Source organism: Actinomadura xylanilytica, assembly GCF_030283145.1.
GTDB classification, from domain to species: Bacteria; Actinomycetota; Actinomycetes; order Streptosporangiales; family Streptosporangiaceae; genus Spirillospora; species Spirillospora xylanilytica.
Genome location: NZ_JASNWE010000001.1, coordinates 371,620 through 392,575, shown reverse-complemented (window position 1 = coordinate 392,575; position 20,956 = coordinate 371,620). Strand labels below are relative to the sequence as shown.

Sequence of the window (20,956 nt, the reverse complement as noted above, 5' to 3'; positions counted from 1 at the left end):
TCAGTCCCCTTGCTCGGGCCGGAAGAGAAGGTGCGCCTCGCCCTGCTCGGTGGGCACGAACACCGCCGTCAGCGGCAGGCCCTCGCGCAGCCGCCCGCGCAGGGCCGCCGGGTCGGCGGCGTCCAGGCGGGCGTGCAGCCAGGGCCCCTCGGCCAGCTCCACCAGCGCGAGCACGGCCGGGGGCGGGACGGTGCCGTCCCCGGCGGGGCGGCCGTGCGTGACCGTCCAGGTGACCAGGGTCGCCGCGCCGGACGCCTCAGCCCAGCCCGGGTCCTCGTCGCCGCAGCCGGGGCAGCCCCCGGCGTCCGGCGCGAGCCAGCGGTCGCACGCCGCGCACCGCCGGACGACCAGCCGCCCGGCGGCGGTGCCGTCGAAGAACGGGTCGGTGCGGCCGTCGCGGCGCAGCACGCCGATGTCCATCACGCGGTGCCCCTCTCGTGCGGGCTGACGATCAGCGTGGCGTGGTGGTCCAGGATGCCGCCGTTCCCGCTGACCAGGATGACGTCGTTGGCGACGGCCTGACGCTCCCCGCCGTCCCCGCGCGCCTGGACCACCGCCTCCGACAGCGGCGTCATGCCCCACATGTAGTAGCCCGAGAGCTGCCCGCCGCCGGTGTTGGTGGGCAGCGTCCCGCCGGGCCCGAGCGCGCCGGACGCGGCGAACGCGCCGCCCTCGCCCTTGGCGCAGAAGCCGTAGTCCTCCAGCGACACCAGGACCGTGTAGGTGTAGCAGTCGTAGAGCTCGCACACGTCGACGTCGGCCGCGGTCACCCCGGCCATCGTCATCGCGCTCCGCCCGGACGAGACCGCGCCGGTGGTGAGGCCGAACTCGCTGCCGCGCTCCTTGCGGTGCCCGGGATGGCCCTGCCCCCAGCCCCACAGGTGCACCGGGGGGCGGGCGAGGTCGCGGGCGCGGGCGGCGCCGGTCACCACGACCGCGACGGCGCCGTTGGAGACCAGGCAGCAGTCGAGCAGGTGCAGCGGCTCGGCGACCCAGCGGGACGCCTGGTGGTCGGCGAGGCTGATCGGATCGCGCATCTGGGCCAGCGGGTTGCGCGCCGCCCACTCCCGGGTGCTGACCGCGATCGCGCCGAGCTGCTCGCTGGTGGTGCCGTAGCGGGCCATGTGCCGCTGCGCGGCCAGCGCGTAGAAGGCGTTGACGCTGCGGAACCCGAGCGCGGCCGTCATGCCGCCGAACCCATACCACTCGGGCGCGTCCCGCTGGTAGGCCGATCCGGCCGACTGCCTCGGCTTGAGCGGCGCGTCGGAGAACACGCACGCGACCGTGGACGCGGCGCCGCTGAGCACCGACATCGCCGCGTAGGAGACCATCGCGCCCGCGGTGGCGCCGAACGCGTTCATGTGGGTGAGCAGCCGCAGGTCGCGCAGGCCGAGGGTGTCGGCCAGTTCGATCCCGGGGGAGCCGCCGAGGCCGTGGCTGACCAGCAGGCCGTCCAGGTCGCCGAGCGCGAGGCCGGCGTCGGCGACCGCGAGCCGTACGGCGTCGGCCGCCAGCCGGCGCGGGCTGCGCCCGTACACCTTGCCGAGCTCGGTCATGCCGAGGCCGGCGATGGCCGCCCCGTCACCCATGGATCAACCTCACGTGCGCGTCCCTCCCGCGGTGCCGTCCCCGCCACGCTACCGAGCGCCGTTCGGTTTCTCTAGGGCTGGCCCGGTGCCGGTGATCACGCCGGAAGCGGCGGGGACGGCGTTCAGAGCGGGTCCGGAGCGGAGTCCGGAGGGGTGTGCGGAGCAGAGTCCGGACGCGCCCGGAACGCGGCCCGGTACGCCTGCGGGGAGACACCGACCGTGCGGGCGAAGTGCGCCCGCAGCGTCACCGGCGAGCCGAACCCGGCCTCGGCGGCGACCCGCTCGACCGGCAGGCCGGTGGTCTCCAGCAGGTGCTGGGCGCGGTGGACGCGCGCCCGCGACAGCCACCGCAGCGGCGTGGTACCCGCCTGGTCGTGGAACCGGCGGGTCAGCGTGCGGACGCTCGTGGCCGCCTGCCCGGCGATGTCGCCGAGCGTCAGCGGCCGGTGCAGGTTGGCCTCCAGCCAGGCCAGCGTCGGCTGGAGCGCCGCCCCGACGTCGCGCGGGTCCTCGTGCCGGATGAACTGCGCCTGCCCGCCGTCGCGCTGCGGCGGCATCACGATGTACCGGGCCGTCCGCGCGGCCGTCGCCGAACCGTGGTCGCGGCGCACCAGGTGCAGGCACAGGTCGATCCCGGCCGCGACGCCCGCCGAGGTGAGCAGCGGCCCGTCGTCCAGGAACAGCACCGCCGGATCGACCTCGACGGCCGGATGGCGGCGGGCGAGCGCCGCCGCGTGTATCCAGTGCGTGGTGGCGCGGCGCCCGTCCAGCAGGCCCGCCGCGGCGAGCACGAACGCGCCGACGCAGATCGAGGCGATCCGGGCGCCGCGGGCGGACGCCGCGCGCAGCGCGTCCAGGACCTCGGGGGGCGGATCGGGCAGGAACGGGTCGTGCCCGGGGACCACGATCGTGTCGGCCGCGCGCAGCTCGTCCAGGCCCCAGCGGGACTCCACCCGCATCGCCCCGAACATCGCCGCTGTCGCCGCGCCGGACGGCCCGCAGCACACCCGCGTCTCGTAGAGCGGGGCGCCCCCGGGGGTGACGGCCGACCCGAAGACCTGGCCGGGCACCGCCAGATCGAACGGCACCACCCCGTCGAGGGCGAGGACGGCGACGACGTGCATGGCCAGAACATAGCGGACATCGGCGTCCCGGCCACTGGCCGGACGGTCCGCGCCCGCCGGAGGATCGAGGCGAGCCCGCCAGTCCCGACCAGAAGGAGGCCCGCCGTGGCCGACCACTTCGCCGAGTTCGGCATTCCCGACACCGACGCCGCCAGGCAGGCGGACGCGCTCGTCTTCGAGATCGAGTCGCCCACGCTGGCCAACCACAGCGTGCGCACGTACCTGTTCGGGCGCGCCGTGGGCGAGGGACTCGGGCTGCGCCCCGGCACCGACTACGACGACGAACTGCTCTACCTCGCCTGCATCCTGCACGACGTCGGGCTGACCGGCCGCGGCGACCGCGAGCAGCGCTTCGAGGTGGACGGCGCCGACGCCGCCGGGGAGTTCCTCACCGAGCTCGGACTGCCCGCCGACCGGGTGCGGACCGTCTGGGAGGCCATCGCCCTGCACACCAGCAACGGGATCGCGTCCCGGATGCGGCCGGAGATCGCCCTCACCCACGCCGGAGCCGGGGCCGACGTCACCGGCCTCGGCGCCCGCCACCTGCCGGAGGGGTTCGCCGAACGGGTGCACGCGGCGTTCCCCCGGCTGGGCTGCGGTGAGCTGCTCACCGAGGCGATCGTCGACCAGGCCGTCCGGAACCCGGCCAAGGCGCCGCTGTTCACCTTCCCGTCCGGACTGCTGGGCCAGGCCCACCCGGGCACCCCGGTGCCGGAGTGGCGGCGGGTGATCGCCGCCGCGTGGCCCGGCGTGGCCTGACCGACGACGACGCGCCGCCTCCCCGAGGTGACGGGGAGGCGGCGCGGCGCGCACCGTGCGGTCAGGAGGCCAGGACCGCCTGGAGGAAGTCGCGGGTGCGCTGCTCGGACGGCTCGCCGAAGATCTGTTCCGGCGGGCCCTCCTCGACGATCTGGCCCTGGTCGAACATCAGGACCCGGTTGGAGATGTCCCTGGCGAAGTTCATCTCGTGGGTGACGCACAGCAGCGTGATGTCGCTGGCGTTGGCGATGTCGCGCAGCAGGTCCTGCACGCCGACGACGAGCTCGGGGTCGAGCGCCGAGGTGACCTCGTCCAGCAGCAGGACCTTGGGCTGCATCGCCAGCGCCCGCGCGACCGCGACCCGCTGCTGCTGCCCGCCCGACAGCTGGGTCGGATGGGCGTTGAGCTTGTCGGCGAGGCCGACCAGCTCCAGCAGTTCGCGGGCCCGCTCGACCGCCTCGTCCTGCGAGACCCCGAGCACCCGCCGCGGTCCCTCGGTGAGGTTGCGCAGCACGTTCATGTTGGGGAACAGGTTGAACTGCTGGAACACCATGCCGACCTGCTTGCGCATCTCGTGCAGGTGCTTCTGGTTGGCCGCGACGCGCTTCCCGCCGCGGTCCATGTGCCACAGCGTCTGGTCGCCGATCCAGATGACGCCCTCGTTCAGCGTCTCCAGCGTCATCAGCAGGCGGAGGATCGTGGTCTTGCCCGACCCGCTCGGCCCGATGAGCGTGACCCGCTCGCCGGGCGCCACGGTGAAGTCGAGCTCGCGGAGCACCACGTTGCTGCCGAACCGCTTCACCACCTTCTCGAAGGTGATGCCCGGCGCACCGCCCTTGGGCAGCGGCGCCGCGTCGATCGGCTTGGGGTCCTTGCCGGCCGGGACGCCGTCGGCGCCGGTGCGGCCGGTGGCCTTCTCCAGGGACGGGGCGGGGGCCTCGTCCTTGGGCTCGGAGGATTCGGGGGCGGTGTCAGACTGTGGCATAGCGCCTCTCCAGGCGACGGACGAGAATCGAGGAAATGACGCTGACGATCACGAACAGCACGCCGACGATGGTGATCGGCTCCAGGTACTTCAGGCTCTTGGCGCCGACCTGGAAGGAGGCGTTGAGCAGTTCGACCACCTGGATCGCCAGCAGCATCGGCGAGTCCTTGAACATCGCGATGAGATAGTTCCCGAGCGTCGGGATGACCTTGCGGATCGCCTGCGGCAGGATCACGTCCGTCCACACCCGGGAGCGGGGCAGGTTCAGCGCGGTGCACGCCTCCCACTGCCCGCGCGGGACGTCGGCGATGCCCGCCCGGTACACCTCGGCGGTGTAGGTCGAGTAGTGCACGCCGAGGGCGATCACACCCGCCGCGATCGGCTCCTGGAAGTCGATGAACGGCAGCACCGTGTGCAGTGCCGGCGCCACCTGCGGCAGGATCACGAAGTAGAAGAAGAACAGCTGCGGGATCAGCGGGGTGCAGCGGATGAACTCGGTGACCCACCGCACCGTCTGGCGGACGACCGGGTTGGGCGCCCGCCGCAGCAGCGTCCAGACCAGCCCGAGCACCAGCGCGATGACGTAGCCGAGCAGGGTCGCGATGATCGTGTACTTCAGCCCGTCCAGCAGGTCGGGCATGATGTCGCCGGAGTACTGCCAGTCCCACTCCATCAGCCACCCACCCCCGTCCCGGCGGCGCTGGCCGAGACCGTGGCCAGCGAGGTGTCACGCGAAGGCCGGCGGCCCAGCATCCGGTCGACCCGGCGTTCGGCGAAGCGGACGAACAACTGAAGCACCTGCGCGATCACGAAGTAGAACACCAGGATCCAGAAGAAGGTCCACGCGGTCTCGCCGGTGCTCTGCTGGATCTCCTTGCCGCGGAAGGTCAGGTCGCCGATGGTGATCAGCGACACCACCGCCGTTCCCTTCATCAGCTCGATGAGCAGGTTCCCGAACGGCGGCAGCATCAGCGACACGGCCTGCGGGAGGATCACCCGGATCATCCGCTGCGTCGGGGTGAGGTTGAGCGCGATCGTCGCCTCGTACTGCGCCTTCGGCACCGAGATGATCGCCCCGCGCACGACCTCGGCGCCGTAGGCGCCGACGTTGAGCCCGAGGGCCATGATCGCGGTGAACATCGGCGCGAACTTGAATCCGACCAGGGGCAGCGCGTAGAAGAACCAGTACAGCAGCACCAGCGTGGCGGTGCCGCGGAAGAACTCCACGTACACCCGGTTGAGCCCACGGACCCAGCGGCTGGACGAGACGCCCGCCATCCCGAACAGCACCGCCAGCACCAAGGCCAGCAGGCTGCCGCCGACCGTCAGCTGGATGGTGATCCACGCGCCCTTCAGCAGCTCCTCATGGCTGTCGAGGACATCGAACACCGCGGATCAGCCCGCGCAGAACTTGGCCGAGGTGTCGCCCGGTCCGGGGATCTCGGCCTGGCTGAACCCGAACGGCTGGATGATCGGCAGCAGGCCGTTGGCCTGCTTGAGCTTGGTGAGCTGATCATTGAACGCCTTGAGCAGGTCCGCGTCGCCCTTGCGGAACGCGAACGCGCCGGCGCCGAACTGCTCCTTGCCGCCGATCACCGGGACGAACGGCTCGGTGACCTCGTAGGCCTCGCCCTGGTGCTTGGACATCAGGTCGGCCAGCGAGATGCGGGTCAGCCAGATGGCGTCGATCCGCTTGGCCTTCAGGCCCTCGAACGCGTTGGCCGGGCTGTCGAAGGTCTTGATGTCGTCCTTCTTGACCCCGAGCTTCTCGGCGTAGCCGCCCTCGACCGCGCCGGTGAGGACGCCGACCTTGGCCCCCTTCTTCCCCGGGTCCTCCGCCTTGAGCAGGCCCTTCGGGTTGCCCTTGGGCACCAGGAAGGCGCTCTTGGCCACGTACTCGGGGTCGGCGAACGCCACTTCCGCGCAGCGCTCGGGCGTGATGAACATGCCGGCCGCGATCACGTCGAACCGCTTGGCCTTCAGCCCCCCGACCAGGCCGCCGAAGTCGACCTGGACTCCCTCGACGTTGTCGATGCCGAGTTCCTTGAAGACCGCACGGGCCAGCTCGGGCGCCTCGCCGGTGAGCTTGCCGGACTTGTCCTTGAAGCCGTACGGCGGCTCCGGGGCGAAGCCGACGACGATCTTCTTGTCCTTGGTGGCCCGGGCCAGGGTCCCGCCGCCCGCCTTCTCCGTATCGGGATCCGTCGTGGAGCAGCCGGCCGCGACGAGCGGCACGGCGGCGGACAGCAGGACGGTGGTGCGGAGGAAGTCACGTCTCGAGGAAGTCATCGTTGAACTCCTGTGGAGGGTGCCGCCGCGCCCGCGGGGGCCGGGAGCCCCCCGCGGGCGCGGGGTCGAGATGGTCGATTACGGGTGGTCGGTAAGTATGGCCAGAAACCTCAGGGCCGAACAGGGTCTCAGGGGCTAATCGGGGCGAAATCGCGGGCGCCGATGAACGAGGGCCGCGGAGCCGGCGCCGAGAACGGCTCGATGCAGGCGTTCTCCACGCTGTTGAACACGATGAAGATGTTGGACCGGGGGAACGGGGTGATGTTCCCGTTGGATCCGTGCATGCAGTTGCAGTCGAACATGGTCGCCGAGCCGGCGGTGCCGGTGAAGAGCTCGATGCCGTGCTTGTCGGCCAGGATCGACAGGCTGTTGGGATCGGGCGTGCCGATCTCCTGACCCCGCAGCGAGTCCTTGTAGTGATCGGAGGGAGTCTCGCCGACGCACGCCACGAACGTCTTGTGCGACCCGGGCATGATCATGAGCCCGCCATTGTGGACGAAGTTCTCGGTGAGGGCGATCGAGATGCTCACCGCGCGCATCCGCGGCATGCCGTCCTCGGCGTGCCAGGTCTCGAAGTCGGAGTGCCAGTAGAAGTCCTTGCCGGTGAAGCCCGGCTTGTAATTCACCCGGCTCTGGTGGACGTAGACGTCCGAGCCGAGGATCTGCCGGGCCCGGCCGACCACGCGGGGGTCCCGGACCAGCTCGGCGAAGACCTCGCTGAGCGCGTGCACCTCGAAGATGGACCGGACCTCGTCCGAGCCCCGCTCGGTCACCGTGCGCTCGTCGGCCAGGACGTCCGGGTCGCAGGACAGCCGGCGCAGCTCGGCGCGGTAGTCCTCGACCTCCTCCGGCGCGAGCAGCTGGTCGACCGACAGGAAGCCGTTGGATTCGAACGCCTCGAGCGTGGCGCCGTCGATCGGGCCGTCCTGCGGGCCGCCGACCACGACCGGGTCCTGGCGGTACAGCAGTGCGGCCTCGGCCGACTTGCGGGTGGGATAGGCGTCTCCGAGAGTCGGGTGCGACTCGATGATGCTCATGCGTCCTCCTCGGTGAGCAGCGGATAGACCCCGTTCTCGTCATGGACCTCCCTGCCGGTGCAGGGCGGGTTGAAGACGCAGACCGTGCGCACGTCGGTGTGCGCGTGCAGGGTGTGGTGCTCGTGCCCGTTCAGCAGGTACATGACGCCCGGCTCGATCCGGTGCTTCTCGCCGGTGTCCCGGTCGACCAGCTCGCCCTCGCCCTCGATGCAGTACACGGCCTCGATGTGGTTGGCGTACCACATCTCGGTGGAGGTCCCCGCGTACAGCACCGTGTCGTGCAGCGAGAAACCGACTCCCTCCTTGGCCAGCACCAGCCGGCGGCTGCACCACGTCTCGGCCTGCACGTCGCGCTCGGTGCCGACGATCTCGTTGAGGGAACGAACGATCATGGAACTCCTCTTTCGCTGCTTTCCGTACCGGTCGCGGGGCCGGTCAGACGGTGACGGACTCGCGGACCGTGTCCACCGACTCGGCGATGATCTCCAGGCCCCGGTTCAGGTCGGCCTCGGAGGTGGTCAGCGGCGGCAGCAGCTTGACCACCTCGCTCTCGGGGCCGGAGGTCTCCATGAGCAGGCCGCGGGAGAACGCCTCGGCGCACACCAGGGGCGCCGTCTCCGCGTCCTTCATCACCAGGCCCCAGGCCATGCCCCGGCCGCGGACCCCCTCGACGGCGCCGGCGTGGGCGACCGCGATCTCGTTCAGCCCGCGCTCGATCTGCTCGCCCTTGGCCAGGGTCTGCTTCTCCATGCCCTCGCCCGTCCAGTAGTCGTCCAGGGCGGCGACGGAGGTGACGAACGCGGGGTTGAAGCCGCGGAAGGTGCCGTTGTGCTCGCCGGGCTCCCACACGTCCAGCTCGCGCTTCATCAGCGTGACCGCGAGCGGCAGGCCGTACCCGCTCAGCGACTTGGACAGGCACACGATGTCCGGCGTGATCCCGGCGTCCTCGAAGCTGAAGAACGCGCCGGTGCGCCCGCAGCCCATCTGCACGTCGTCGACGATGAGCAGGATGTCGTGCCGGCGGCACAAGTCGGCCAGGCCGCGCAGCCACTCGGGGGTGGCCACGTTGATGCCGCCCTCGCCCTGCACCGTCTCGACGATCACCGCGGCGGGCTTGTCCAGGCCGCTGCCGCTGTCGTCCAGCATGGTGTCCAGCAGCAGGAAGTCCGGGGTGCGGCCGTCGAGGTAGTCGTCGTAGGGCATCGCCACGCCGTGCCCGAGCGGGACTCCGGCGCCGTTCCGCTTCATCGAGTTCCCGGTCACCGCGAGGGCGCCGAGCGTCATGCCGTGGAAGGCGTTGGTGAAGCTGACCACGCTCTCCCGGCCGGTGTACTTGCGGGCCAGCTTGAGTGCGGCCTCCACCGAGTTGTTGCCCGCCGGGCCCGGGAACTGGATCTTGTAGTCCAGGTCGCGCGGGGCCAGCACCGTCTCGTTGAAGCGGTCCAGGAACTCGCGCTTGGCCGTGGTGTACATGTCCAGGCCGTGGACGATCGCGTCGCGCTCCAGGTACTCCATCAGCCGGCGTTTCAGCTGCGGGTTGTTGTGCCCGTAGTTGAGGGTGCCGGCCCCGGCGAAGAAGTCGAGGTAGGTGCGGCCGTCCTCATCGGTGATGTGGCTGCCGCGCGCGGTGCTGAACACGGTGGGCCAGCCCCTACAGTAGCCGCGGACTTCCGATTCCAGGCGAGCGAAAACGTCCATGGTCTGCCTCCGGCAGGTTGGGGTGGGAACGAGGTGGATGGCGGTGGAGCGGTGCGCTCTCTAGTCCCCGGCTGGCGCGGGCAGTGGCCCGATGCGGAACAGCACCTCGGGCTCGTGCCCGTCGAGCAGCTCGGAGCCGAACAGGGGGGAGCGCGCGAGCTCGCACCCCCGGTCGCGGGCGAACGAGGCGAACATGGCGGTGGACGCGGCGTTGCCGGGCGTCACTGTCGCCTCCATGAACCGGTGGCCGCGGGCGGCCAGCCGGTCGCCGAGCCGGTCCAGCATCCGGCGGGCCAGGCCCTGGCCGCGATGCTCGACGTCCACCGCGACCTGCCACACGAAGAACGTGTCAGGGCTGGCCGGGCGGACGTAGCCGGTGATGAACCCGCAGGGCCTGCCGCCGTCGCGTGCGACCACCGAGGTGTCGGCGAAGTCGCGGCACCACAGCGTGTAGCTGTACGGCGAATTGACGTCCAGCACCTGTGAGTCGCGGGCGAGCCGCCAGAGCTCGGGGCCGTCCTTGAGGCTCGGCTCCTGGAGTTGCACGCCGGTCGTCGGTTCGTCCCGCCGGGTCTTGGATTCCAGGGGTTGCGTGGCCATGTCCAGGCAACTTAGCGAACTTGCCTGAGAGTCCGGTATCGATTGTTATCTGCGGAATGTTTGAGGGCCCAGGCAGCGGGTATGACAGTTCGCTTACTAAATCCGGGTTCATGTCCGCACCCTGGAAGGGGCCGCCGATGCCGCCGTTCCGGCGGATACGCAGGGGTGATTGCCGGAATAATCCGCAAGTGTCCTGCGGCCCAGTTTGGGGGTCACTTTAGTGATTTGTCATCGATTGGCGAGACTTTTTGTGTCTCGTTTGTGTGATGTGAATCACACAATTTAACGGACAACGACTCGAGGGCGACGGGCGTCACGCTGTGTCCGACGAGGTCGCGGGGTATGGCGGGGGTCGGACGGGCGGCGGAGCGGCCCGGCGGGCACCGGTCTGATTTGCAGCGGCGCCGTCGCGCAAGGGGTGAATGGACCCGCCTACAGGTAAGTGTCAGCTATCCCTTAGGAAAGGTTCAGCGGGTTTTCGGTCAGACCCTTGGGCCCCCCGGTCCCCCGGACCCCAGGACCCGGCGGCGCCGGGCCCCGGGGGCGGAGGACGTCTCAGGACCGCGGGCGGCCGGCGAACCGGTCGGTGGCCTCGATCAGGTGGTGCAGCGTCCCCGGCTCGTCGAAGGCGTGCCCCGCGTCGTCGACGATGTGGAACTCCGCCTCGGGCCAGGCCCGGTGCAGGTCCCAGGCCGTGGCGGCCGGAGTGCACATGTCGTAGCGGCCCTGCACGATGACCGCGGGGATGTGCCGGATCGCGTCCACGTCCCGCAGGAGCTGGTCCTCCTCGAAGAACCCGCCGTGGACGAAGTAGTGGTTCTCGATCCGGGCGAACGCCACCGCGTAGTCGGGCTCGCCGAACCCGTCCGCCAGCTCGGCATTCGGCCGCAGCGTGATCGTCGACCCCTCCCAGGTCGACCAGGCACGGGCCGCCGCGACCCGGACCTCGCGGTCGGGGGAGTTCAGCCGCTCGTGGAACGCCTCGATGAGGTTCTCGCGCTCGTCCTCGGGGATCGGCTCCACGTACCGCTCCCACAGGTCGGGGAAGACCAGCGAGGCGCCCTCCTGGTAGAACCAGTACAGCTCGAACGGCCGCAGCATGAAGATGCCGCGCAGCACCAGCTCGCTCACCCGGTCCGGATGCGCCTGCGCGTACGCCAGCGACAGCGTGCTGCCCCACGAGCCCCCGTACACCAGCCATCGCTCGATGCCAAGATGCTCGCGCAGCCGCTCCATGTCGGCGACCAGGTGCCAGGTGGTGTTGTCCTCCAGCGACACGCCCGGGTCCTTCGCGTGCGGAATACTCCGCCCGCAGTTGCGCTGGTCGAACAGTACGATCCGGTAGGCCTCCGGATCGAACTGCCTGCGATGTTCGGGACTGCTGCCGCCACCGGGCCCTCCGTGCAGGAACACGGCGGGCTTCCCGTCGGGGTTCCCGCAGACCTCCCAGTGGATCTGATTGCCGTCGCCGACGTCGAGCAGCCCGGATTCGTGCGGCTCGATCGGCGGATACAGGGTGCGAAGCTCCATGAGCTGTGATTGTTTCACCCGGGGCGTCCCGGGGAGGCTGTGACGATCATCGCGGCCGGGCGCTCCGCAGCGGGGGTGAACCTGGCTCCCAAGTGCGCGAACACGAGATGAGGGTCGCGAAACTAAACCCCAAACTGGGCAAACGCTCTACGCGTCGGCACTAGAGTGCCTTCGTGAGCGAAGCGACGAGCCGCGAGGCGAGGAGTGAAGCGAACACGATGACCGTGCCAGCCCCGCGAACGCGGCTTCGGGCCGCCAGGCGAGGAGACAAGTGAGCGAACTGAACGGATCGGGTGGTTCGCGCGGCGTCCAGGACGCCGGTTCGCCCTGGCCCCCGATGGGCCGGGACGCCGGCCCCAAGCCCGACGTGCCCGTTTCTGCCGCGCAGCAGCCGATCCAGATGGCCAAGGGGCCGGGTGAGGCCACCCGTCCCGAGGGCGACCAGCCCGAGGCCCAGCCCTGGGACATCGTCGAGCGGCTGCGCCAGATGGCCGACCTGATCGGCGACGCGCTCGCCGCCGGCGAGCGCAAGGTCAGCGAGGCGCAGACCGACGCCGCGTCCCAGGTCGCCACGGTCCACGCGGAGAAGGAGGCCGCTCAGCGCGACGCCGCCGCCGCGTGGGGCGAGGTGCAGCGCGCCCGCGGCCAGGCCGAGCAGGCCGACCGCCGCGCGGTCGAGGCCGAGCGCCGCATCGGCGAGGCGCAGAACGAGGCCGCCGCGCAGTACTCGGCCCTCCAGGCCGAGAAGGAGTCGGCCCAGCGCGACGCCGCCGGGGCGTGGGGCGAGGTGCAGCGCGCCCGCGGCCAGGCCGAGCAGGCCGACCGCCGCGCCGTCGAGGCCGAGCGCCAGGTCGCCGAGGCCGAGCGCCGCACCGCCGAGGTGCAGAACGACGCCGTCCAGCAGATCGCCGCCGTGCAGGCCGAGAAGGAGACCGCGCAGCGCGACGCCGCCGCCGCGTGGAACCAGGCCCAGCAGGGACGCGTCCAGGCCGACCAGGCCCGCGGGCAGGCCGAGCAGGCCCGGGTGCAGGCCGACCAGGCCCGCGGCCAGGCCGACCAGGCCCGCGCGCAGATGGAGCAGGCGCAGGCGCAGGTCGAGCAGGTCGAGCGCCGCATCTCCGAGGCCGAGGCGACCGTCCGGCAGGCCATCACCCAGCGCGACGCGATGAGCGAGGCCCGCGACGACGCGCTGCGCGCCGTCGAGGACGCCGTCGGCGCCCGCCGGAACGTCGAGGGCGAGCGCGACCGGATGGCCGAGCAGGCCGGCGAGCTGTCCCGCGCGCTGGAGACCGCGCACGGCGAGCTGGCCGGGCTGCGCGCCAAGGTCACCGACGCCGAGATGACCGCGCAGAACCTCCAGCACGCCGTGGCCGCCGCGGGCAAGGAGTCCGACGACACCCGCCGCCGCGCCGACGCCGCCGAGCGCCGCGCGCAGGAGCTGGAGCGGCGCGCCCAGGAGGCCGAACGGCGGGCGCAGGACTCCGACCGCCGGGGCCAGGACGCCGAGCGCCGAGCCAAGGAGGCCGAGAACGAGCGCCAGCAGGCGCTCGACACCGCCGCGCAGTCGCTGGAGGCCGCCAAGAAGGCCGAGCGCGAGCGCGACGGCAGCGCGCAGGGCCGCGAGGCGGCCGACCGGGCCCGCGAGGCGGCCGAGCGGGGCCGCGAGGTCGCCGTCCAGGCGCAGGCGCGGGCCGAGTCCGAGCTGACCCTGGCCCGGGGCCGCGCCGACCAGGCCGGCCGCGAGCGCGACAAGGCCGCCGCCGGGGTGCGGCAGATGGCCGCCGAGCGCGACGCGGTCGCCGAGAAGCTCTCCGAGCGCGACCAGTGGGTCGACCAGCTCGCGCAGGCGGTCACCGAGCAGCGCGCCGCGATCGCCGAGCTGTCGCAGGAGCGCGACGCCGCCCGTACCGCCGCCGACCAGGCGCGCTCGCTCATCGACGAGCTCACCCGGCAGCTCCGCACCATCATGCCCACCGCGACGGCCCCCAGGCTCTGACCGGCGCCCCGCGGGCCCTCCGCCCGGCCGCACCGGCCCGGGCGGGGGCCCGCGGGGCGGCCCGGACGGTATCCGGATCGACGGCGTGCCGCGCGCGGCGGCGGCCGGTTCGGCGGCGCGGCGGACCGCCCGGAGTCCGACCGGGCGGATCGGCGCCCCCGGGAGGCGCACGACCCGGACGGGGCATCACCACGCGGCTGTTATCCTGGTGGCCCGTGGACAGTGCGGTTAACGTCCGCCTCGCAACGACCACGGGAGTCCTACTTGCCTTCGGCAGCCACTGGTAGATCACGTCCTACCAAGCATCTCTTCGTCACCGGCGGTGTCGCCTCCAGCCTCGGCAAGGGACTGACGGCGTCCAGCCTGGGCCGGCTGCTCACCCTGCGCGGGCTGCGGGTCACGATGCAGAAGCTCGACCCCTATCTCAACGTCGACCCCGGCACGATGAACCCGTTCCAGCACGGCGAGGTCTTCGTCACCGACGACGGGGCCGAGACCGACCTCGACATCGGGCACTACGAGCGGTTCCTCGACACCCGGCTGCACGGCTCGGCCAACGTCACCACCGGCCAGATCTACTCCGGCGTGATCGCCAAGGAACGGCGCGGCGAGTACCTCGGCGACACCGTCCAGGTCATCCCGCACATCACCAACGAGATCAAGGACCGGATCCGCGGCATGGCCGCGCCCTACCCGAGCGGAGCCGGCGGGGCCCCGGCCCAGGACGGCGACGCCGACGCCGAGGTCGACATCGTCATCACCGAGGTCGGCGGCACGGTCGGCGACATCGAGTCGCTGCCGTTCCTGGAGGCGGTCCGGCAGATCCGGCACGAGATCGGCCGCGACAACTGCTTCTTCCTGCACGTGTCGCTGCTGCCCTACATCGGCCCGTCCGGCGAGCTGAAGACCAAGCCGACGCAGCACTCGGTGGCCGCGCTGCGGTCCATCGGCATCCAGCCCGACGCGATCGTGTGCCGCTCGGACCGGCCGATCACCGACGGGCTCAAGCACAAGATCAGCCTGATGTGCGACGTCGACCGCGAGGCCGTGGTCTCGGCCGTCGACGCCGCCAGCATCTACGACATCCCGAAGGTGCTGCACGCCGAGGGCCTGGACGCCTACGTGGTGCGCCGCCTCGGCCTGCCCTTCCGCGACGTCGACTGGGGCGCCTGGGACGAGCTGCTGCGGCACGTGCACCGGCCCGCCCGCGAGGTCACCATCGCGCTGGTCGGCAAGTACATCGACCTGCCCGACGCCTACCTGTCGGTCACCGAGGCGCTGCGGCACGGCGGGTTCGGCAACGACGCCAAGGTCAACATCCGCTGGGTCGCCAGCGACCGCTGCGCGACCGAGGAGGGCGCCCGGCGCGAGCTCGACGGCGTCGACGGGGTGCTCATCCCCGGCGGGTTCGGGGTCCGCGGCATCGAGGGCAAGCTCGGCGCGATCCGGTACGCCCGCGAGAACCTGATCCCGCTGCTCGGCATCTGCCTCGGCCTCCAGTGCATGGTCATCGAGGCGGCCCGGTCCCTCGGCGGCCTCGCCGACGCGGGCAGCAGCGAGTTCGACGCCACCACCGGGCACCCCGTGGTCGCCACCATGGCCGACCAGGTCGACGTGGTCGCCGGCGAGCGCGACATGGGCGGCACCATGCGGCTCGGCCTCTACCCGGCCGACCTCGCCGAGGGCTCGGTGGTCCGCGGGCTGTACGGCGAGCCCAAGGTGTCCGAGCGGCACCGGCACCGCTACGAGGTCAACAACTCCTACCGCGAGCAGCTGGAGAAGGCGGGCCTGCGGTTCAGCGGGCTGTCGCCCGACGGCCGGCTGGTGGAGTACGTCGAGCTGCCGGCCGAGGTCCACCCGTTCTTCGTGGGCACGCAGGCGCACCCCGAGTTCCTGTCCCGCCCGACCCGTCCGCACCCGCTGTTCACCGGGCTGGCCGCCGCCGCGATCGAGTACGCCGAGACGCACCGGGGCACCGCGAGCCGGACCGCCGGCGGCACCGGCCCGGTGACCGCCCCGTGAGCGACCCCGGGCGCGACCCGGACGGGGGCCGGCCGCTCGGCCCCGGCGACGTCCGCGACCGGCCCGAGCGGTGGGAGGTCGTGGCCGGGAGCACCGTGTTCGAGGGGCACGTGTTCAACGTCCGGCGCGACCGGGTGCGGATGCCGCGCGGCGCCGGCACCGAGGTCGTCGGCCGCGATGTGATCGAGCATCTCGGGTCGGTCGGCGTCCTCGCGCTCGACGGCGACGACCGCGTCCTGCTGCTGCGCCAGTACCGGCACCCCGTCGGCCGGCTGCTGTGGGAGGCGCCCGCCGGGCTGCGCGACGTCGCGGGCGAGCCGCTCCAGCGGCTCGCCGAACGCGAGCTGCTGGAGGAGGCGGGCTACCGGGCCGGACGGTGGGACACCCTCGCCGACGTGTTCCCGTCGTCGGGCATGTCCGACGAGCGCGTCCGGATCTTCCTGGCCCGGGACCTGACCGAGGTGCCCGCGGCCGAGATCGACTTCGAGCGGGTCCACGAGGAGGCCGACATGCCGGTCGTGTGGGTCCCGCTCGACGAGGCGGTCGGCAAGGTCCTGGCCGGCGAGATCCACAACATGATCGCCGTCACCGGGATCCTGGCCGCGCACGTTGCCCGCGCCCGGGGCTTTCGCGACCTGCGGCCCGTGGACGCGCCGGAGGGGTGACCGGGCGCCCGGAGCGCCCTACCCGAGCACGCCCCCTGCCGACCGCAGGGGGCGTTCCGGTGTCCGCGGCGGAGCGGGTGCGGAGCGGGTACGGGGCCGGGTCGCCGATGGCCACTCCCGCCGGCTCCGGAACGGGCATGATGGGCACGTCCCACTCCGCCGCCCGTCCGGAAGAGGTGCCGCACTGACCCCGCGCCCGACCCGCCGGAGCGCCGCACCGCCCCCCGCCCGCGACACCGGCCCGGGGCCCGCGCTCGACTCCGCCGTGCGCACCTACCTCGGGCACCTCGCCGTCGAGCGCGGCCTGGCCGCCAACACCCTCACGTCCTACCGCCGCGACCTGCGCCGCTACGTCGAGATCCTGGACGGGCGGGGCCGCGCCGCGATCGGCGAGATCACCGAGGACGACGTGCGGGCGTTCCTGATGGGCCTGCGGGAGGGCGACGCCGACCACCCGCCGCTGTCGGCGGGCTCGGCGGCGCGGGCGCTGGTCGCCGTCCGGGGGCTGCACCGCTTCGCGCTGCGCGAGGGGATGGCCCCCGCCGACCCGGCCCGCGAGGTCAAGCCCCCCACCCCGCCGCGGCGGCTCCCGAAGGCCATCTCACTCGACGAGGTCGAACGGCTCCTGGCCGCCGCGGCCGGCCCGGCGGGCGAGGCCGGCGCAGGCTCCGACACCGCGCGCGGCCTGCGCGACCGCGCGCTGCTGGAGCTGCTGTACGGGTCGGGGGCCCGGATCTCCGAGGCGGTCGGCCTCGACGTCGACGACCTCGACCTGGGCGACGGGTTCGCCCGCGTGTCCGGCAAGGGCGGCAAGACCCGGGTGGTGCCGATCGGCGACTACGCCCGGCACGCCGTCCAGGCGTACCTGGTGCGGGCCCGTCCCGAGCTCGGCCGGGCCGGGCGGGGCGGCCCCGCGCTGTTCCTCAACGCGCGCGGCGGGCGGCTGTCCCGGCAGGGCGCCTGGATGGTGCTGCGGGCCGCCGCCGAGCGGGCCAAGCTGTCGGACGTCTCGCCGCACACGCTGCGGCACTCGTTCGCCACCCACCTGCTCGACGGCGGCGCCGACGTGCGGGTCGTGCAGGAGCTGCTCGGGCACGCGTCGGTGACGACCACGCAGGTCTACACTCTGGTGACGGTCCAGTTGCTGCGCGAGGTTTACGCGACCTCGCATCCACGGGCACGGGGTTGACCGGGGCTCCGACAAATCGCGACCATCGGCGCGCGTCGGCTTGAGACGCAAGGTGTCAAGCCATAGAGTCCCCCCACTGGATGGCATTTTCGGGCCGCCGGGGAGGGATCTGGTGACCAGCACTAAGGCTGCAGAGGGAGTCCTTCTGTCCTCTGCCACCATAGAGACCGATCCGAGTCGGGCCCTCGGGCCGACTCGGCGACCCGTGCCGGTGTTCCCCGAGCCCGAACAGCTCGCCGAGCACGGACCGGCGCGGATCGTGTCGATCTGCAATCAGAAGGGCGGGGTCGGCAAGACCACCACGACGATCAACCTGGGCGCGGCGCTGGCCGAGTACGGCCGCAAGGTGCTGCTGGTCGACTTCGACCCGCAGGGCGCCCTGTCGGTCGGGCTCGGCAAGGGCGACCCGCGCCAGCTCGACATGACCATTCACAACCTCCTCCTCGAGCGCGACACCGAGTGGGAGGACGTGGTCATCGAGACCGGCGTCGAGGGCATGGAGCTGCTGCCGAGCAACATCGACCTGTCCGGCGCGGAGGTCCAGCTCGTCCACGAGGTGGGCCGCGAGTACATCCTGGCGGGCGCGCTCAAGTCGGCCATCCCGCACTTCGACTACATCCTGATCGACTGCCAGCCCTCACTCGGCCTGCTCACCGTCAACGCGCTGGCCGCCAGCGAGGGCGTGCTGATCCCGCTGGAGTGCGAGTACTTCGCGATGCGCGGCGTCGCGCTGCTGATGGAGACCATCGAGAAGGTGCAGGGGCGGATCAACCCCGAGCTGACCATCGACGGCGTCCTCGGCACCATGTACGACTCGCGCACGCTGCACACCCGCGAGGTCCTCGGCCGCATCGTCGAGGCGTTCGGCGACAAGGTCTTCCACACCGTGATCAACCGCACCGTGCGGTTCCCGGACGCGACCGTCGCGGGCGAGCCGATCACCTACTTCGACCCCAACTCGATGGGCGCCAACGCCTACCGTGGTCTGGCCCGCGAGGTTCTCGGCCGCTGGAGCACGGGCGACTGAGGCCCGTCCCGCCGCCGCGGCGACCGCCCCGCCCCGCCGGGGACGTCACGCGATGTGATCGCGCGCGGTGCGAGCGGCCCCGGGACGTGGGACCATGTGGCCGGTGAGCACAGTGCCCGATGAGGCGGGACGGGGGACGTCCTCCGCCGGCGAGAGTGACGCGGACCAGGCCCCGCCCGGGGCCGGGACCCCGTCCGGCGGCGAGCCCGGCGCCGAGGAGCCCGGCGCCGAGGAGGGCCGCGGCTTCCGGGTCCACCTCGACAACTTCGAGGGCCCGTTCGACCTGCTGCTGGGGCTGATCTCCAAGCACAAGCTCGACATCACCGAGGTGTCGCTGCACAAGGTCACCGACGACTTCATCGCGCACATCCGCTCCTACGGCAAGGAATGGGACCTCGACCAGGCCAGCCACTTCCTGCTGGTCGCCGCGACGCTGCTCGACCTCAAGGCGGCGCGGCTGCTGCCGTCCGGCGAGGTCGACGACGAGGACGACCTGGCGCTGCTGGAGGCCCGCGACCTGCTGTTCGCGCGGCTGCTCCAGTACCGCGCCTACAAGGAGGTCGCGCAGTACCTCGCCGGGCGGATGGCCGAGCAGGGCCGCCGGTTCCCCCGCATCGTGCCGATGGAGCCGCGGTTCGCCGGGCTGCTGCCCGAGGTGCTGCTCGGCCTCGGCCCCGAGGAGTTCGCCCGGCTGGCCGGCAAGGCGTTCACGCCGCGGGAGCCGCCGTCGGTGTCGGTCGAGCACATGTACCAGCCGAAGGCCAGCGTCAAGGAGCAGGCCGCCCTGGTGATCGAGCGGCTGCGCCGGCTGCGGGTGACCACCTTCCGGGTGCTGGCCGCGGACGCCGAGGGCACCTACGAGGTCGTCGCGCGGTTCCTGGCGCTGCTGGAGCTCTACCGCGAGCAGGCCGTCGTGTTCGAGCAGCCCGAGCCCCTCGGCGAGCTGCACATCACCTGGACCGGCACCGACGACGGCGACATCGAGGTCGGCGACGACTACGAGGGCACGGGCGAGCGCGAGCCGCGCCGCGACCCGCAGGAAGACGAGGACGATGACTGAACGACCCGGCGAGGACGAGCCCGTCCGGACGGAGGCGGACGTCCCGCAGGACGAGGGCCCCGGGCTGCGCGCCTCGATCGAGGCGATCCTGCTCGTGGTGGACGAGCCGGTGGCCGAGATCACCCTCGCCCAACTGCTCGACCGGCCCCGCCGCGAGGTGGCCGCCACCCTGCGCGAGCTGGCCGAGGAATACACCGGGCAGGGCCGGGGGTTTGATCTGAGGGAGGTCGCCGGTGGCTGGCGGTTCTACACTCGGGACGTCTGCGCCCCGGTGGTGGAGCGGTTCGTCACCGACGGCCAGCAGGCGCGGCTGACCCAGGCCGCGCTGGAGACGCTCGCCGTGGTGGCCTACCGCCAGCCGGTGAGCCGGGCCAGGGTCTCGGCGGTCCGCGGGGTCAACAGCGACGGGGTGATGCGCACCCTGACGCTGCGCGGCCTCATCGAGGACGCCGGCCAGGACCCCGAGTCACAGGCGCACCTCTACCGCACCACCGGGTACTTCCTGGAGCGGCTGGGGCTGCGCGACCTGGACGAGCTGCCCGACCTCGCCCCCTACCTGCCCGACGACCTGCCCGACGACATCATCGAGGAAAAGTGAACGACAAAGAGGGCGTACGGCTCCAGAAGGTCCTGGCCGAGGCCGGGATCGGCAGCCGCCGGCACTGCGAGGAACTGATCGGCGAGGGCCGGGTCACGGTGAACGGCAACACCATCTTCCGGTTCGGCGAGCGGGTCGATCCGCAGACCGCCGTGATCCACGTGGACGGCCAGCGGGTCGAGACCCGCTCCGAGATGCGCTACTACGCGATCAACAAGCCGCTCGGCGTGGTCAGCACCATGTCCGACGAGCGGGGCCGCAAGTCCCTCGCCGACTTCGTGGACGTGCCCGAGCGGCTGTTCCACGTCGGCCGCCTCGACACCGACACCGAGGGCCTGATCCTGCTCACCAACGACGGTGAGCTCGCGCACCGGCTCACCCACCCGAGCTACGGCGTGTTCAAGACCTACCTGGCCGAGGTGCACGGCCCGATCCCGCGCGACCTCAGCCGCCGGCTGCGGATGGGCGTGGAGCTGGAGGACGGCCCTGCCAAGGCCGACGACTTCAAGATCTTCGATCAGGTCGGCCGCCGGGTGCTGGTGGAGATCACCCTGCACGAGGGCCGCAAGCACATCGTGCGGCGGCTGCTCAAGGAGGTCGGCTTCCCGGTGCAGCAGCTCGCCCGGATCCAGTTCGGGCCGATCAAGCTCGCGTCGCTGAAGCCGGGCGGCATGCGTGCGCTGAACGTGAAGGAGATCGGCGCGCTGTACAAGGCGGTGGGACTGTAGAGGCACCGCCTGTAGAGGCACGGCTTGTAGGGCACGGCCTGTAGGGCACCGGCCCGCCGG

Annotated in this window: 21 protein-coding genes; 9 read left to right on the top strand and 12 right to left on the bottom strand. The window is 72.1% G+C overall.

Annotated features, from left to right (window positions below; all coding sequences use genetic code 11):
• The 3 genes from QP090_RS01880 to QP090_RS01870 all read right to left on the bottom strand — a co-directional run bounded on the left by QP090_RS01880 (position 1) and on the right by QP090_RS01870 (position 2,713).
• A complete protein-coding gene (locus QP090_RS01880; protein WP_285938542.1) occupies positions 1 to 420 on the bottom strand; it encodes a Zn-ribbon domain-containing OB-fold protein in 420 nt (139 codons plus the stop codon).
• Positions 420 to 1,589: a thiolase family protein gene (locus QP090_RS01875; protein ID WP_285936675.1), complete on the bottom strand. Its 1,170-nt coding sequence runs from the start codon at positions 1,587 to 1,589 to the stop codon at positions 420 to 422. Before QP090_RS01875 ends, QP090_RS01880 begins: the two co-directional genes overlap by 1 nt.
• A gap of 122 nt (positions 1,590 to 1,711) precedes the next feature.
• Positions 1,712 to 2,713: a GlxA family transcriptional regulator gene (locus tag QP090_RS01870; protein WP_285936674.1), complete on the bottom strand. Its 1,002-nt coding sequence runs from the start codon at positions 2,711 to 2,713 to the stop codon at positions 1,712 to 1,714.
• Positions 2,714 to 2,818: 105 nt separating this feature from the next.
• Between QP090_RS01870 and QP090_RS01865 the strand changes: the two genes are divergently transcribed.
• Positions 2,819 to 3,472 (top strand): HD domain-containing protein, encoded by a 654-nt coding sequence (locus QP090_RS01865; protein ID WP_285936673.1) that lies wholly within the window; start codon positions 2,819 to 2,821, stop codon positions 3,470 to 3,472.
• 61 nt (positions 3,473 to 3,533) lie between these two features.
• Here the strand turns inward: QP090_RS01865 and ehuA are convergent, their stop codons facing one another.
• The 9 genes from ehuA to pip all read right to left on the bottom strand — a co-directional run bounded on the left by ehuA (position 3,534) and on the right by pip (position 11,611).
• Entirely contained in the window at positions 3,534 to 4,457 is a 924-nt protein-coding gene (gene ehuA / locus QP090_RS01860) for an ectoine/hydroxyectoine ABC transporter ATP-binding protein EhuA (RefSeq protein WP_285936672.1), read from the bottom strand.
• Positions 4,444 to 5,130, bottom strand: a complete 687-nt coding sequence (gene ehuD, locus QP090_RS01855; RefSeq protein WP_285936671.1) for an ectoine/hydroxyectoine ABC transporter permease subunit EhuD — start codon at positions 5,128 to 5,130, stop codon at positions 4,444 to 4,446. Before ehuD ends, ehuA begins: the two co-directional genes overlap by 14 nt.
• A complete protein-coding gene (gene ehuC / locus QP090_RS01850; protein WP_285936670.1) occupies positions 5,130 to 5,846 on the bottom strand; it encodes an ectoine/hydroxyectoine ABC transporter permease subunit EhuC in 717 nt (238 codons plus the stop codon). Before ehuC ends, ehuD begins: the two co-directional genes overlap by 1 nt.
• Before the next feature lie 6 nt (positions 5,847 to 5,852).
• On the bottom strand, positions 5,853 to 6,746 hold the full coding sequence (gene ehuB, locus QP090_RS01845) for an ectoine/hydroxyectoine ABC transporter substrate-binding protein EhuB (RefSeq protein ID WP_285936669.1): 894 nt from the start codon (positions 6,744 to 6,746) through the stop codon (positions 5,853 to 5,855).
• A 128-nt stretch (positions 6,747 to 6,874) separates the two neighbouring features.
• A complete protein-coding gene (gene thpD / locus QP090_RS01840; RefSeq protein WP_285936668.1) occupies positions 6,875 to 7,783 on the bottom strand; it encodes an ectoine hydroxylase in 909 nt (302 codons plus the stop codon).
• The gene (locus tag QP090_RS01835; RefSeq protein ID WP_285936667.1) at positions 7,780 to 8,175 is read right to left on the bottom strand and encodes an ectoine synthase; all 396 of its coding nucleotides are present in this window, start codon (positions 8,173 to 8,175) and stop codon (positions 7,780 to 7,782) included. The genes thpD and QP090_RS01835 overlap by 4 nt, the downstream gene beginning before the upstream one ends.
• A 43-nt stretch (positions 8,176 to 8,218) precedes the next feature.
• Entirely contained in the window at positions 8,219 to 9,481 is a 1,263-nt protein-coding gene (gene ectB, locus QP090_RS01830) for a diaminobutyrate--2-oxoglutarate transaminase (RefSeq protein ID WP_285936666.1), read from the bottom strand.
• A 60-nt stretch (positions 9,482 to 9,541) separates the two neighbouring features.
• Positions 9,542 to 10,081 (bottom strand): diaminobutyrate acetyltransferase, encoded by a 540-nt coding sequence (ectA, locus tag QP090_RS01825; RefSeq protein ID WP_285936665.1) that lies wholly within the window; start codon positions 10,079 to 10,081, stop codon positions 9,542 to 9,544.
• Positions 10,082 to 10,636: 555 nt separating this feature from the next.
• Positions 10,637 to 11,611: a prolyl aminopeptidase gene (gene pip, locus QP090_RS01820; protein WP_285936664.1), complete on the bottom strand. Its 975-nt coding sequence runs from the start codon at positions 11,609 to 11,611 to the stop codon at positions 10,637 to 10,639.
• 271 nt (positions 11,612 to 11,882) lie between these two features.
• Here pip and QP090_RS01815 point away from each other — a divergent pair, with 271 nt between their 5' ends.
• The 8 genes from QP090_RS01815 to QP090_RS01780 all read left to right on the top strand — a co-directional run bounded on the left by QP090_RS01815 (position 11,883) and on the right by QP090_RS01780 (position 20,896).
• Positions 11,883 to 13,607 (top strand): coiled-coil domain-containing protein, encoded by a 1,725-nt coding sequence (locus QP090_RS01815; RefSeq protein ID WP_285936663.1) that lies wholly within the window; start codon positions 11,883 to 11,885, stop codon positions 13,605 to 13,607.
• A gap of 264 nt (positions 13,608 to 13,871) precedes the next feature.
• Positions 13,872 to 15,629 (top strand): CTP synthase, encoded by a 1,758-nt coding sequence (gene pyrG, locus QP090_RS01810; protein WP_285936662.1) that lies wholly within the window; start codon positions 13,872 to 13,874, stop codon positions 15,627 to 15,629.
• Positions 15,626 to 16,294 carry an NUDIX domain-containing protein gene (locus QP090_RS01805; RefSeq protein WP_285936661.1) on the top strand — a complete coding sequence of 223 codons (669 nt, stop codon included), beginning with the start codon at positions 15,626 to 15,628 and terminating at the stop codon, positions 16,292 to 16,294. The genes pyrG and QP090_RS01805 overlap by 4 nt, the downstream gene beginning before the upstream one ends.
• Before the next feature lie 265 nt (positions 16,295 to 16,559).
• A complete protein-coding gene (gene xerD / locus QP090_RS01800; RefSeq protein ID WP_285936660.1) occupies positions 16,560 to 17,483 on the top strand; it encodes a site-specific tyrosine recombinase XerD in 924 nt (307 codons plus the stop codon).
• Between the two features lie 160 nt (positions 17,484 to 17,643).
• On the top strand, positions 17,644 to 18,510 hold the full coding sequence (locus QP090_RS01795) for a ParA family protein (protein ID WP_329522485.1): 867 nt from the start codon (positions 17,644 to 17,646) through the stop codon (positions 18,508 to 18,510).
• Positions 18,511 to 18,613: 103 nt separating this feature from the next.
• The gene (locus QP090_RS01790) at positions 18,614 to 19,570 is read left to right on the top strand and encodes a segregation and condensation protein A (protein WP_285936659.1); all 957 of its coding nucleotides are present in this window, start codon (positions 18,614 to 18,616) and stop codon (positions 19,568 to 19,570) included.
• The gene (gene scpB / locus QP090_RS01785; RefSeq protein WP_285936658.1) at positions 19,563 to 20,168 is read left to right on the top strand and encodes an SMC-Scp complex subunit ScpB; all 606 of its coding nucleotides are present in this window, start codon (positions 19,563 to 19,565) and stop codon (positions 20,166 to 20,168) included. Before QP090_RS01790 ends, scpB begins: the two co-directional genes overlap by 8 nt.
• Positions 20,165 to 20,896 carry a pseudouridine synthase gene (locus tag QP090_RS01780; protein WP_285936657.1) on the top strand — a complete coding sequence of 244 codons (732 nt, stop codon included), beginning with the start codon at positions 20,165 to 20,167 and terminating at the stop codon, positions 20,894 to 20,896. Before scpB ends, QP090_RS01780 begins: the two co-directional genes overlap by 4 nt.
• Positions 20,897 to 20,956: the final 60 nt, after the last annotated feature.

What these genes read in the sequence shown, in the direction of transcription:
- QP090_RS01880 (WP_285938542.1), bottom strand. Translation starts at nt 420, where the DNA reads ATGGACATCGGCGTGCTGCGCCGCGACGGCCGCACCGACCCGTTCTTC.
- QP090_RS01875 (WP_285936675.1), bottom strand. Translation starts at nt 1,589, where the DNA reads ATGGGTGACGGGGCGGCCATCGCCGGCCTCGGCATGACCGAGCTCGGC.
- QP090_RS01870 (WP_285936674.1), bottom strand. Translation starts at nt 2,713, where the DNA reads ATGCACGTCGTCGCCGTCCTCGCCCTCGACGGGGTGGTGCCGTTCGAT.
- ehuA (WP_285936672.1), bottom strand. Translation starts at nt 4,457, where the DNA reads ATGCCACAGTCTGACACCGCCCCCGAATCCTCCGAGCCCAAGGACGAG.
- ehuD (WP_285936671.1), bottom strand. Translation starts at nt 5,130, where the DNA reads ATGGAGTGGGACTGGCAGTACTCCGGCGACATCATGCCCGACCTGCTG.
- ehuB (WP_285936669.1), bottom strand. Translation starts at nt 6,746, where the DNA reads ATGACTTCCTCGAGACGTGACTTCCTCCGCACCACCGTCCTGCTGTCC.
- thpD (WP_285936668.1), bottom strand. Translation starts at nt 7,783, where the DNA reads ATGAGCATCATCGAGTCGCACCCGACTCTCGGAGACGCCTATCCCACC.
- QP090_RS01835 (WP_285936667.1), bottom strand. Translation starts at nt 8,175, where the DNA reads ATGATCGTTCGTTCCCTCAACGAGATCGTCGGCACCGAGCGCGACGTG.
- ectB (WP_285936666.1), bottom strand. Translation starts at nt 9,481, where the DNA reads ATGGACGTTTTCGCTCGCCTGGAATCGGAAGTCCGCGGCTACTGTAGG.
- ectA (WP_285936665.1), bottom strand. Translation starts at nt 10,081, where the DNA reads ATGGCCACGCAACCCCTGGAATCCAAGACCCGGCGGGACGAACCGACG.
- pip (WP_285936664.1), bottom strand. Translation starts at nt 11,611, where the DNA reads ATGGAGCTTCGCACCCTGTATCCGCCGATCGAGCCGCACGAATCCGGG.
- scpB (WP_285936658.1), top strand. Translation starts at nt 19,563, where the DNA reads ATGACTGAACGACCCGGCGAGGACGAGCCCGTCCGGACGGAGGCGGAC.